Source organism: Acidobacteriota bacterium (assembly GCA_028875575.1).
Classification (GTDB): domain Bacteria; phylum Acidobacteriota; class Terriglobia; order Versatilivoradales; family Versatilivoraceae; genus Versatilivorator.
The window spans coordinates 49,953-62,257 of sequence record JAPPDF010000009.1 but is presented as its reverse complement, the minus strand read 5'-3'; the positions used below and the strand labels follow the sequence as shown (position 1 = coordinate 62,257).

Genomic DNA, 12,305 nt, shown 5'->3' with positions numbered 1-12,305 from the left:
GCGTGAAGAAAAGGGCGGCGGATTAACCCGCCGCCCGCCGAACTATGGCGGCTCATCGTCATCCCCGCCGTTGGAGTCTTCGACCTGTTCCAGCTCGACAATCTGATAGTGGACTTGATCGGCGACCTTGACGAGAACCAGCAGGTCGTTGCGGCCGAAGCTCTGCGTCGTCTTCCATTGCCCTTCCACGTCGCGGTAGCGCCTCTAGAAGCTGACGTTGTAGCGGGCGCGCTCGCCATTGCTCTAGTTCTCCCAAATCGCGGCTTTGTCGGTTCCGATCCGTACGGTTGCCGTGGGTCTTTGGTTCGCCATATGCTGTTCCTCCTATCAACACAAATGGAGACCGCCCCATGCTGCTCCTCTCCTGGAACATCCACTTTCAATCGCTGCCCGGCCAACTCCAAAACGTTATCGAGGCGATCCGGTCCGTAAGCCCGGACATCCTGACCTTGCAGGAGGTAAAGACGAGCCTCGCGGACGATGTAGCGCACCGCCTCGCCGACATTGGTCTGGTCCACGCCCACTGCAGCGGCAAGAACGTCCCGCCCACGGCCATGCGCAAGCCGCCGCGGGTCGGAAGGTTGAAAAGGGTGAAGCCGAAAGACTACCAGTGCCTGATTGCAAGCCGCTGGCCGGTAACGGCCGCAGGCAGCCGCTGGCGCCGTAGTGCACCCTTTCCGGAACTACTGGCGCGAGCCAAGGTGTTCTTGCCCGACGGGCAGGAGATCGACCTGTTCACCGTCCACATCCCCAACGGTTCCGGCAACGGCTGGCGAAAGATCGACACTTTCAACGTGCTGTCGGCGGCGCTCCGCCGGGGAAATGACTCTCCCCGCATCCTGACCGGCGACTTCAATGAGCCCAAGCGATTCAGGCAGTCCGGACAGATCGTTCCCTTTGGGGAGAAGATTCACGAGGACAAGGGTACGTCCATCCGGGGCTACCACACCAAGTTCAAAGACCGGCGCCCAAATATGGAGCGGGTCAATGGTGTGCGTTCAGTCCTCGCGGGCGCATCCCAGCATGGTCTGCGCGATGCCTATCGCGACCGTCACGGCGTCGAAACAGCCACGCCCGTCACCCATAGGACGCTCAAGAACCCACGATGCTTCGACCACACGTTCGTCTCAAGGCACTTCGAGATCGTGGACTGCGGTTACTACCACGAATGGCGCAAAAAGAGGTGGAGCGATCACTCGGCCATGTGGACCAGGCTCAGCCTTCGCGAGAATGTCCCGGAATTGAGTGAATGGGAGGTCGATTGACCTGCCGCCGTTAATCCCACACCACCCGGAAGCGGCAAGCCCGGACGTGGGTGATGCCGTCCAGGGTGGCGTAATAGGTCATCAGCAGGCTCCCGTCGCTCAACAGCACCAGGTCGGGTGTTCCGAAGGTGAAGCGGTCCAGGGCTTCCCAAAGCCCTCCTGCATCCGCAACAGCCTCCTTCGGCGGGACCACCGACTCCCCCACCATGCGGTTCGCGACAGGATCCCACATCTGAATGGGACCCGATCCGGCCCAGTTTTCCCCGCCGTCCCGCGATCCCCAAAGTCGAATCCCCTCCGGCGGCAGACGATAGTTGGTGGCCGCCACCACCGAGCCGTCGGGAAGCACCACCGGCGCCGTCACCTGCCCCACGAATTCGATGTTCTCGGGCACCGTCCAGGTCTGTCCTCCATCCGAGGAATAAGAGCGGCGGACCTCGATGGTCTCCTCGGTGTCCTCTCGAAAGGTCCAGATCAGCGCCAGGATCCGTCCGTCAGGCAGGAGGTCGTAACGGGCGTCGCAGAGATTCAACTCCCCCGAGTGGTCGGCCGCCACCACGACGGAGGGATCAAAGGTCTGACCGTTGTCCCGCGAGAAAATCATGGCCGACCCGTTGGGCCCGGTGGGAGCCAGCTTGTACTCCAGGGGTATGCATATCGTGCCATCGGCCAGCGGGAAGGGCCGGGAGGTGACTCCCGCCGTGGGCAAGGTCGGATGGGGAACCGGCCGCGGTTCCGACCAGCTCTGCCCGCCGTCGGCGCTGCGCGTCACCAGGAGCGGATGCGGCAGGGCTCTTCCCTCCCGGCTGAACATGTAGACCCCCGGCTTCAATCCCTCGATGGACCCGAAAATTACCATCAAGTGCCCATCGGCGGTCTGACACAGGCCGGGGGAGACCAAGGTGGTGGGAGGGGTGCGCTTGAGACCGTCAAACACCACCCGCGGAGCCGACCAGGTCTCGCCCCGATCCTCGGAGGTCTGCATCAGCAGCAGGCTGTCGACGCTGTGCTTGCTCGATCCCTGCCGGTAAACGCAGCAGAGGGACCCGTCCTTGAGGCGGATGGAGAGCGGATAGGCGCAGGCGCTGCCGCTGTCGCCCGCGGCCAGGTTTGCGGAAACCGCCCGATCGGAAAGAATGTTGACCTTCATGGATGGAACCTCCGGTTCACAGTGTTTCAGGCAGATGTCAGGCTGCCGTCGGGCCTCACCCTCATGTAGTGTCCGCGAATGCGGGTCGGCGTGCGGTAGGCTTCATGGAAGACCACCAGCACCCGCCCATCCTTCATCTCGGTCATCCCCATCATCCCCGAACAAAGGGAGATGCGAGTTTCCCGAGACCAGCTCAAGCCCTCGTCGATACTGGTCTTCATGAAGATGCCGGAGCCCCGGCTGCCCATGATGAGCACCCCCGAGCTGTGACGCAGCAATTGGGGGCACTCGCCGGTGCAGTCGGAGGGCACCTGCCTGGACCAGGTGAGGCCCTTGTCCCTGGAGCGGCTCATCCACATGAAGGGAGACCGCAGGGTGCGGGCGAAGGCCACGATGCTGCCGTCGCCGCATTCCACTCCCATGCACTCGTTGCTGTCGAAGTTCTCGGGGTCGAGGTAGTAGGGGCCCGTCCAGGTCCTGCCGTCGTCGGTGGAGCGAATGGCCAGCGAGCGGTCTCGCCGCTCGGCGTTCGACTCCACGCTTCCACCCACCACCGTTTGCACGTGGTAGTAGAACTGAAGCAGGGTGCCGTCCGAGTATCGAGTCACAGGCGAGTAGGGACCGATCTTCCCTTCCCTGGCCGCGGCCTGCAACGGTTTCCCACTCACTTCCAAGGGCCGGGCCGGAGTCCAGGTTCGCCCACCGTCCTCCGAATAGGCCACCTTGGGGCCGGCAACCCCGGAGTTCCACTCGTAGGTGTAGAGGCAGGACAGGCGGCCGTCCTTGTGTCCGAAGAAAAAGCCCGGCCTGCCTCCGTCGGACAACTTGCTGACCAGGACCGGCTCCCCCCAGTTCCTGCCCTCGTCCCGAGACCGGACCAACAGAAAGTCGTTAAAGTCGTGCGGGGCCCCGTTGACACTCATCCACACCAGCAGGTCGCCTTCGGCCGTCCGGCAGACTCCAGGATAGGTCTGGTTGTCGCCATAGACCTTGCCCGGGTCCGGATAGGGATGAAAGTAGCGGGGATGCTCCTCGCCGGACCTACTCCAGGGGCTGTCCAGGCGGCCTCTCCTTCCCCGCAGGGACAACCGGCGCATCTTGACCGGCCCCCGGACCATCAGCCCCGCCCGACCGGCCCGGTAGGTCCCGTCCCGGGTCTCCAGCACCCGTTGGCCGTCCACCAAGACCTGAATCCGGTCCCCCTCTGCCAGAACCCGGGCCTTGATCCAGCCGGGCGTCGCCTTTTCCCACTCTTCGGGACGGGGTCCACGCTGCACCCAACGCTCAGGCAATCCGGGATGAGGCGCGAAACCACTGGCAATGTCGCGCCGGTAACCGGAACCGTCCTGGACAAAGAGGCGCACCGCGTACTTGGCGCCCTTTCGCCCCATGTCGTCGAACCCGACGCAATAGAACCGGCGGTCGTCCTGCGCCCGCAAGACAATCGACAGGTTGGTCACCGACCAGTAGAAGGTCTGAAATTCCAGGCTGATGTCGGTATCGGCCAAAACCTCCCGGCTGGGGTAGGCAAAGTCCTCCCGTTTCAGCAGATCGCTGAAGCGAGCCTTCCTCTGGTTCCAGACCGGCGAATAGAGGACCCCCTGGCCGTCCTGAGACCACTCCTCACTGCCGACGAAGGTCCAGAAACTGCGGTCCGGGTCGAGTCGCGGCTCCAGCGAAACCACCTCCGGCGAGACCCCGACGCAACCGCCCAAGCCGCTCAGGGCGACAGCGCCCTTGATGAAATCCCTTCTCGGCAATAACTCACCGCTCGACATCGAAATTCTCCTCTGGAGCACGCTAACCTCGCGCTCCCGTCTCCCACTCATGACCACCTGCTGTCGCCGCCTACGCGGCTCGGCTCGCCCCCCGGGCTGTCGCCCTGCGTACTACTTCAATAAAAAAGCACGTTCCCCTTTGCAGTGTCGTGGGTTAGGGGAGAGCCGCGAAGCTGCGGTTGGCGTCGGTAACCCCACGAGCCCCTTTCAGGCCATCCTTATAGAGCTGCGTAGCTGCGGCTCAGGGTCGCCTGCGGGGTGAGTCAGGAGGAGCCCGGGAGGCGTCGAGCTTGGCAGCGACGGCGGAGTCCTCTGGGCAACGGAGGTGTCAACCCGGGGTCGAATGGGTCCCGCGCCAACCCAGCCGCGAATGCGGCGAATAGGAAGCACCCGCTCAGGAACGCATTGCTTCCCCAATGAAACTCCGCCCAACGCCACGATCACCCGCCGTCACCTGCCTACGCCCCCCTACCCACCGTTCCTTCCAACACCAAAACATCCACCGCCCTGCCCTCCAGCCTGATCTGCCCCGGCAGCCGGGCCAGCGGCTTCAGGCCGAATCGCCGCAAGCGTTCCTGCTTGCCCGCGTCCGAGTCCGCCACGTAGGCCTGGAGGCGCTCGACCCCCCGCCTGGTGGCCTCCGACATCAGCCATTGAGTCAGGGAGTCCGCCCCTTCGGCATAGTTGTCGTGGCTGCAGACGTCGATGACCGCCTTGTGGCGCCGGTACTCACCAGGCTCGGGCGTGATGGAGCCGAAGCCCAGCACCCGGTGGGGCGACTCGCCCACCAGGACGCCCACCACCCCTCCTCGCGGCGCCGCCTCTTGGTGGACCGCCGGAAAGTTGGAGACACACCGTTGCAACTTGACGTATTTCCCCGATAGCAGGGCTCGCGGATAATCCAGCACCAGCGTATCCCAGGGCTGAACCACGAAGCAGGCGAAGGCGGCCAGGTCCCCCCAATTGGCCTCGCGAACGGTGGTGGCCTGGCCCGGTGCGTAAAAGTCCTCCTCGCACCCGGACGAATCCTCCCGCTCCAGCCGCATGACGCCTCCGTTCCACCAGCGGAACCCGCAGCGCAGATAGACGTTCCTGGGATCCCGGGTGGCTCCCAGGTAGGACACCCGGCAGCCGGCTCGGAAGGAGAGGTCCACCACGGCGGAAGTCAGGGCTTCGGCCACTCCCAGACGGCGGCAGTCCGGGTGGGTCAGGACCGATCCGACCACCGAGACTTCCGGTTCCCGGCAGGAGTAGCAGACCGAGGCCGTTCCCGCCGGACGGCCCTCGACGGTTCCCAGGACCGCCTGGATTTTGAGATGCCGGCTGTAGTCGCCGTTCATGGACCGCAGCCAGTCGTAGTCCCCCCCGGTCCACTCGGTCCGCCACAAGCCGATGAGCGCGTTTTGCCGGGCGGAGTCGACGGGGAAGGTCAGGACCTCGATATCGAGAGTGCGTCCGTCTTTCAGGGGGATGCCATTGGATTCTTTCATTGGAACCTTCGCAAGAGGGGCGGTTCAACCGCCGGCCCGCGCCTCCAAATGTTTCAAAAAGGGGTCCCGGGTGCGCCGCGACCAGGCCAGCAAGGCCTCCCTGAGCGTGGCCGCCGTCTCCGAGCTTTCAGGACGGCCCGCCAGGTTGGTCAACTCGCCGGGGTCATCGCCCAGGTGGTAGAGCTCGGTCTCCCCATTCTCGTGCAGGACGTACTTCCAGGGCCGGCGCACCATGGCTCGCCAGTTCTCCACCCCGTGCCAACCGGCGAAGTTGCGGGCCACGTTGTATTGCACGAAGCAGTCGCGGGCCGGGGGCTCGGGTTCGGCGCACGTCATGTAGGGAACCAGGCTCTCTCCTTCGAGGCCCAGGGACTCGACCTCCACGCCGGCCAGGGCCAGCAGCGTGGCGGCCACGTCCACGTGGCTGGCGTCCACCCGACAGCGCGTGCCAGGCTTGAAGGCCGCTGGCCAGCGCATGGCCCAGGGGACCCGGATGGCCTCCTCGTAAGGACAGAACTTCTGCCACAGCCCGTGCTGCCCCATCATCTCGGCGTGGTCGGAGAGCATCACCAGCAGGGTTTCGTCCAGCAGATCGCACTCTTCCAGGCGCTGCACGAACCGGCCGAAGAGCCAGTCGATGTAGGTGGCATAGCCCCAGTAGACGGCGATGGACTTGCGCCAGGCCGAAAAGTCTTCGCCCCATTCGTTTCTCAAGCGGCGGTAGTAGCTCCCCTCCAGGAATCCGGGCTCGTCCGGACCGGGATTCCAGTTCTCCGGTTCGGGGATGTCCTCGGGATCGTAGAGATGGTACCAAGGCTCGGGAACCACCAGGGGCGGATGGGGACCCTCCAGGCTGATCACCAGGAAAAAGGGCTTGTCGGGGTCGCGCAGGCCGAACATCTCGAAGCCGTGTCCCAGGATCCAGCGGTTGTGCTCCTTGTCGGCGGGAATGTCCAGGATTCCGGTCCGGGGCACCGTCATTCGCGGATAGTGGGCGGAACGATAGGGTCCGCTGCGCTCGTCGTCGTGAAAGATGAAGCCGTCGGGGACTCCCTGCCAGCGGCACCACTCGGAGTAGGAACGCTCTCCGTTGTCGCAGGCGCTGACCCAATCGAACCAGCGCTGAATGTTGCGGGTTCCCAGATGCCATTTGCCGGCGTAGAGACACTGGTACCCCTGCTCCCGCAAAAAGTGGGAGATCGGAGGCCGGGTGATCTCCATGTCGGGATACTCGTCCTCCTGGCCCACCCGAAGCGCCCCCAGGTAGGGCAGATGGGGCATGCCGGCCTGGTGGGGCTGGAAACCGGTAAAGAAGGAAGCCCGGGCCGGAGAGCAGATGGGGCTGGTTGTCCGCAGGTTCTCCATCAGGACCCCTTCCCGGGCCACGCGGTCCCAGGTGGGGGTTCGACAGGCGGTCCTTCCAAGGATTCCGAGGGTATCCAGCCGCTGATTGTCGCTGATCAGGAGGACGATATTGGGCTTGGAGGGCGTGTTCATGGCGTCGACTGGACGTCGAATGAGGTCCCGGCTCCGTACCTCGCGCGGGACCGGCAACTGCAAGAAAAGGGGACATTATAGGTCGCCGGCCGAGGCGATCACAAGGCAGCGCAGTCCACCTGAGAATCCTTTCGTCCTTCCCGACCTCTGACCGATCCCTCTCGAGCACTCTCCAGCCCCTTCGTGGCCCTTCGTCGTCCTTGGTGGCCCTTCGTGGATATCTCTTTTTTTGTTCCTCCGCGGTCTTCGTGGATTTCTTCGTTCAAAGCCCCTGCCGACAAGAGGTGCAAGTCCGCCAAGATCCGAGACGCCCGAAGTTCGCCTGTGCTAAGCTTCCCTCCCGAATCGAAGCCGGCGTTGACCGGCCCGCATCTCTCCGGATTTTTGGAGTCCCGACACCGCGAGCACTCCCGTGGCCCAGACCTCCCGCAGGCGGATCCTGTCTCAGTTGGCGACCGGACTGAGCCAGGGGGCAACAGCCGGCTCTGGCTCCAGGCGTTCCCTGAACGACCTGCGGCAGTCCCTGCGGGGCGTTCACAGCTACCTGCCGACGCCATTTCAGGCCAATCTCGAGATCAACCCCGAGGGGATGCTCCAAAACGCCGCCTTTTACGCCGAGGCCGGAATCAAACCGCTGAGCCTGGTGGTGGCGGCCGGACTGGGCGAGTTGTTCTCGCTTGGCTTCGAGGAGCACCGGGAGGTGGTGAGCGCGGCGGCGACGGGCGCCGCGGGCAGGCTTCCGGTGGTGGCGGGAGTGCGCGGCGGCTACCGGTTCGCCGTGCGCATGGCCCGCAACGCCGAGGAGGCCGGCGCTGAGGCCATTCTGATCTTTCCGCCTCCCGGAGGACCCCAGACCCTGGAGGGCCAGCGGCGGTACTTCACCGAGATCGCCCAATCGGTCGCCATCGGAGTCCTGATCTACCCGCGGACACAGAGGGATGACTGGTCCAGCTTGCTGGAGGAGCTGGCCGACCTGCCCAACGTCATGGGGTTCAAGGACGGCAGCCGCGGCATCGACCTGGGCCGATCCCTCGGACCCCGGGCCCGCAAGCGCCTGGTCTGGACGGCCCGCGGAGAGGAGCATGCGCTTCAAGCCCTGCCGGCCGGGGCCACCGCCTACGCCACTTCCTTCGCCTCCCTGGCGCCCGGGGCCTGCCATGAATTCTGGAGGTTGGGCACCAAGGGAGATGCCAAGGGCATGGAGAATCTCTACAGGGAGCGCATCGCTCCCCTGGCCGCCATCCGCCGCCAGCTACCGCTTCCCGACCGCTCCCCGGGCTTCGGGGTTGCCGCCATCAAGGCGGCCCTGGAGGCGCTGGGACGGGCGGGAGGCAGCGTGCGGCCGCCCAAGCTTCAGGTCGGCCCAACGGCGGCAATCTACGAAATAGCGGGCCGGTACTCGGAGTTGACCTCAACATGACGGGAAACAAGCGACGCCGGTTCCTGAAAACGGTGGGCTTGGTGGCAGGGGGTACTCTGGCCACGTCGGCAGGGTGTTCCCTAAGCCCCGGACCCGGACGCTCCATGGAGGAGCTCACCCGGGCCTGCCGGGGGGTGCACAACTTTCTGACTACCCCCTTCCTGCCCGACGGAGCGCTGGACGTCGAGGGTCTCCGCAGCAACGTCGCCTACCACGCCGAGCGGCATGCCCGCGACATGGCCATCGTGGTGACCTGCAACCTGGGGGAGCTCTTCTCGCTGGACCTGGAGGAGCACCAGGCCGCCGGGCGGGCGGCGGTGGAGGGGGCCCGGGGGAAAATGCCGGTCATCCAGGGTGTGGCGGGTGGCTATCAACTGACCCTTGAGATGGCGCGCAATGCGGAGCGGGCGGGCGTGGACGCTCTCATGCTGTTCGCCCCCCCTTACGGCAGTCCGACCGCCAGGGGCGTCTACCAGTACATGCACCGGGTGGCCACAACCGTCCGCATGGGAGTCTTCGTCAACATGTGGCACGGTTACGCCGTGCCGGTTGAAGACTACTGGCCGCAGGTCATCGGCGATCTTGCCAGGCTGCCCAACGTGATCGGCTTTCAGGACTCCAGCGGCGGCGTTGAGGTGGGCCATTCGCTGGGAAGCCTGATCCCCGACCGGTTCCTGTGGATCGCCCGCGGAGAAGGCCACGCTGTCAAGGCCCTTCCCTCCGGAGCCCGCGCCTACACGGCCGCGGTGGCCTGCCTGGCCCCCGCGGCCTGCCGAGCCTTCTGGGAAAACGGCACGGCCGGCAACCTGGCGGAGATGAACCGGATCCTGGAGCAACGGATCGCTCCCATGGCCGCCGTGCGCAGCCTGCGGCCCGGCTACAGCGCCGCCGGCATCAAGGTGGCCCTGGAGACCATGGGAAGAGCCGGGGGTCCCACCCGGCCGCCCATGGGCCAGGTGGCGGCCGAGGACCGCCCCCGGATCGAGGCCGTCGTCCGACGCCACGCGGAGACCTGAGGAACGCCCCGCGGGAAGCGTTCCAAACCGGACCCCACCGCGGTCCGACACACAAGGAGACACCATGCTCAGCCCGGAACAGAGCCAGCGCCTGGCAAACCTCTCTACGGCCCTTCTGGCGGACGCCCGAGTCCGGCTGAAGCTTCCCGAGAGCCACCTCGACCCCGGCATCCGTCCGGTGGTCCCCTTCACCGCCATGTTCGGGACGGCCGTCACCGCGGAGCTGGAGACGGTCGAAGACGAGGCCGCGGCCGACCTGACCCCGCTGCTGGATGCCTACCAGGCCCAGAGCTGTCCGGGCTCCATCATCGTCATTCAGATCCCCCGGGAGCTGCACGGTCACGGCATCTTCGGAGAAGGGGCCGCCACCCTGGCGAGAAGACACGGCTTCGCCGGGGCCTTGATCGAGGGAGCGGTTCGGGACACGCCCGATCTGGCCCGGATGGAGTTCCCGGCCTGGTCGCGGACGGTGGCACCCGGCTACATCGTGGGCAAATCCAGGGTGGCCGCTGCTGGCCGGCCGGTTCAGGTCGGAGGGCGCACCATTCACCAGGAGGACATCATCGCCGCCGACAACGACGGCGTGATCGTCATCCGGCCCGACGAACTGGAAGCGGTGATCGCCAAGGCCGAAGCCATCAAGGAGTGGGAGCAGCGAGCCCACCAGGCCTCGAGCGACGGGGCCGACTACCAGGAGGTCCTTCGCCGTGCAGGCCCGATGCCTTGAGAAGCCCTGAAGCCCGGACGTTTCCGTGGCAATCCCCGGCTCTCACCATCACTATGGCTCCAAGGAAGTGTTTCGATGCCCGATAGAGAAATCTGTTTCCTGACCGCGACCGAGCTGAGCCGCCTTATCCGGGCCCGGAAAGTATCCTCCGGCGAGGTGCTGGAGGTCCATCTCGACCAGATCGACCGACTCAATCCCAAGGTCAACGCCATCGTGACCCTGGTGGCGGACCGGGCCAGGGAACAGGCACGCGCCGCCGACCGGACTCTGGCGGCCGGGAATGAAGTCGGTCCCCTCCACGGCCTTCCCATCGCCCACAAGGACCTGGTGTGGACCCGGGGGATCCGCACCACCTTCGGCACTCTGGCCTGCAGGGATTTCGTACCCACCCGGGACGCGCTCATCGTGGAACGCCTCAAACAGGCCGGGGCCGTCACCATCGGCAAGACCAATACCCCCGAATTCGGTGCCGGATCCCAGACCTTCAACCCGGTCTTCGGGGAGACCCGCAACCCCTACGACACCTCAAAAACATGCGGCGGCAGCAGCGGCGGCGCCGCGGTGGCCCTGGCCTGCGGCATGCAACCCCTGGCCGACGGGAGCGACACCGGCGGATCGCTCCGCAACCCGGCCAACTTCTGCAACGTGGTGGGACTGCGTCCGTCGCCGGGCCGGGTTCCGATATGGCCCAGCCAGGTGGGCTGGTACACCATCGGCGTTCAAGGCCCCATGGCCCGGACCGTCCGGGACACCGCCCTAATGCTCAGCGCCATCGCGGGTCCCGACCGGCGCTCGCCCATCTCCATCGCCGAACCGGGCAGCCGCTTCGCCGCCCCCCTCGGGCGCGATTTCCGGGAGTGCCGCATTGCCTGGAGTCCCACCCTGGGCGGGCTGCCGGTCGATCCGAGGGTCACGCAGATCCTGGAAGGCCAGCGGCAGATCTTCGAATCCCTGGGATGCCGGGTCGAGGAAGCCACGCCCGACCTCAAGGAGGCCGAGGCCGTGTTCCGGGCCTGGCGGGCCTGGCGCTTCGAGCTGACGCTATCGGCCCTGAACCTCGAGCAGCAATCTCAACTCAAGGACACCCTGAAGGAGGAGATCGAGGCCGCCAGGAAGCTGAGCGGAATCGATCTCTCCAGGGCCGAGCTCCGGAGGACCCAACTCTACCATCGGGTCCGGGAATTCATGGAGACCCGTGAGTTCCTGGTCTGTCCCGTCAACCAGGTCCCCCCATTCGACGTCAGGCAGCCCTACGTGGAGGAGATCAACGGCGTCAGGATGAAGACCTATATCGACTGGATGCGGTCCTGCTGGACCATCTCGGTGCTGGGCCTGCCGGCCATCTCGGTGCCGGCCGGCTTCACCCCGGAGGGGCTCCCGGTGGGTATCCAGATCGTGGGCCGCCACCAGGACGATCTGGGGGTGCTGCAACTGGCTCACGCCTACGAGCAGGCCACCGGCTTCTGGAAGCGCCGGCCGCCGATCTGTTCAACCGGCGCCGGTTGAACCATCCGACTGTAGCGGCTATCTCAAAAAGTCATTTTCTCAAAGTTGGAGCTTGTCGAACCCAAGGCCAGTTCCCCCGCCGCAACCGCAACTGGACTCATCCTGCCTCAATCCCGCGCAGGCGTCTTGGCCACGTTGAACTCGAAGCCTTGGGATCGGTACTTGCTGATTGGAAACCACAGCCCCCGGCGCAATCCCGCGCCAAGCGGATTCGTAGGCAGCTTGCGTCATTGGTGACGCGTTCCCCATAAGTTGCCTCGCTTTTCGCAAGGTACGGCACCGGTGCTGCAGGGCTGCCGCGGCACTGCTCGAACCACCGTGAAGGAACCCTCGACCAACATGTTAAAAACTATATATTTAGATATAAAGACGTAATTATCCATAGAACACGTCAAAGAGTTGTCTCAGGGTTGGGTGGGACAATCAGCCCGGGCGCCTCACCTGAGGGTACCGGCT

10 protein-coding genes are annotated in these 12,305 nt (G+C 65.3%); 5 read left to right on the top strand and 5 right to left on the bottom strand.

Features of this window, described 5'->3' with window-relative positions; translation table 11 throughout:
• Window positions 1-42: 42 nt before the first annotated feature.
• Entirely contained in the window at window positions 43-189 is a 147-nt protein-coding gene (locus OXI69_01675; protein MDE2664842.1) for a hypothetical protein, read from the bottom strand.
• A 161-nt stretch (window positions 190-350) separates the two neighbouring features.
• Between OXI69_01675 and OXI69_01670 the strand changes: the two genes are divergently transcribed.
• Entirely contained in the window at window positions 351-1,265 is a 915-nt protein-coding gene (locus OXI69_01670; GenBank protein MDE2664841.1) for an endonuclease/exonuclease/phosphatase family protein, read from the top strand.
• 10 nt (window positions 1,266-1,275) lie between these two features.
• Here the strand turns inward: OXI69_01670 and OXI69_01665 are convergent, their stop codons facing one another.
• The 4 genes from OXI69_01665 to OXI69_01650 form a co-directional block, all read right to left on the bottom strand.
• Complete coding sequence (locus OXI69_01665) at window positions 1,276-2,415, bottom strand: sialidase family protein (protein MDE2664840.1); 1,140 nt, start codon at window positions 2,413-2,415, stop codon at window positions 1,276-1,278.
• Between the two features lie 26 nt (window positions 2,416-2,441).
• Window positions 2,442-4,193 (bottom strand): sialidase family protein, encoded by a 1,752-nt coding sequence (locus OXI69_01660; protein MDE2664839.1) that lies wholly within the window; start codon window positions 4,191-4,193, stop codon window positions 2,442-2,444.
• Window positions 4,194-4,651: 458 nt separating this feature from the next.
• Window positions 4,652-5,683, bottom strand: a complete 1,032-nt coding sequence (locus OXI69_01655; GenBank protein ID MDE2664838.1) for a GNAT family N-acetyltransferase — start codon at window positions 5,681-5,683, stop codon at window positions 4,652-4,654.
• Window positions 5,684-5,707: 24 nt separating this feature from the next.
• Window positions 5,708-7,180, bottom strand: coding sequence for a sulfatase-like hydrolase/transferase (locus OXI69_01650; protein MDE2664837.1), 1,473 nt, complete (start codon window positions 7,178-7,180; stop codon window positions 5,708-5,710).
• A 412-nt stretch (window positions 7,181-7,592) separates the two neighbouring features.
• Between OXI69_01650 and OXI69_01645 the strand changes: the two genes are divergently transcribed.
• From OXI69_01645 to OXI69_01630, 4 genes are all read left to right on the top strand, one after another.
• Window positions 7,593-8,600 (top strand): dihydrodipicolinate synthase family protein, encoded by a 1,008-nt coding sequence (locus tag OXI69_01645; GenBank protein MDE2664836.1) that lies wholly within the window; start codon window positions 7,593-7,595, stop codon window positions 8,598-8,600.
• On the top strand, window positions 8,597-9,616 hold the full coding sequence (locus OXI69_01640) for a dihydrodipicolinate synthase family protein (protein MDE2664835.1): 1,020 nt from the start codon (window positions 8,597-8,599) through the stop codon (window positions 9,614-9,616). Before OXI69_01645 ends, OXI69_01640 begins: the two co-directional genes overlap by 4 nt.
• A 64-nt stretch (window positions 9,617-9,680) precedes the next feature.
• A complete protein-coding gene (locus tag OXI69_01635; GenBank protein MDE2664834.1) occupies window positions 9,681-10,343 on the top strand; it encodes a hypothetical protein in 663 nt (220 codons plus the stop codon).
• A gap of 75 nt (window positions 10,344-10,418) precedes the next feature.
• A complete protein-coding gene (locus tag OXI69_01630; GenBank protein MDE2664833.1) occupies window positions 10,419-11,849 on the top strand; it encodes an amidase in 1,431 nt (476 codons plus the stop codon).
• Window positions 11,850-12,305 lie beyond the last annotated feature (456 nt).

Bases quoted from the DNA above. Each gene is read 5' to 3' on its own strand.
- OXI69_01670 (MDE2664841.1), top strand. From the start codon at position 351: ATGCTGCTCCTCTCCTGGAACATCCACTTTCAATCGCTGCCCGGCCAA.
- OXI69_01665 (MDE2664840.1), bottom strand. From the start codon at position 2,415: ATGAAGGTCAACATTCTTTCCGATCGGGCGGTTTCCGCAAACCTGGCC.
- OXI69_01660 (MDE2664839.1), bottom strand. From the start codon at position 4,193: ATGTCGAGCGGTGAGTTATTGCCGAGAAGGGATTTCATCAAGGGCGCT.
- OXI69_01655 (MDE2664838.1), bottom strand. From the start codon at position 5,683: ATGAAAGAATCCAATGGCATCCCCCTGAAAGACGGACGCACTCTCGAT.
- OXI69_01650 (MDE2664837.1), bottom strand. From the start codon at position 7,180: ATGAACACGCCCTCCAAGCCCAATATCGTCCTCCTGATCAGCGACAAT.
- OXI69_01640 (MDE2664835.1), top strand. From the start codon at position 8,597: ATGACGGGAAACAAGCGACGCCGGTTCCTGAAAACGGTGGGCTTGGTG.
- OXI69_01635 (MDE2664834.1), top strand. From the start codon at position 9,681: ATGCTCAGCCCGGAACAGAGCCAGCGCCTGGCAAACCTCTCTACGGCC.
- OXI69_01630 (MDE2664833.1), top strand. From the start codon at position 10,419: ATGCCCGATAGAGAAATCTGTTTCCTGACCGCGACCGAGCTGAGCCGC.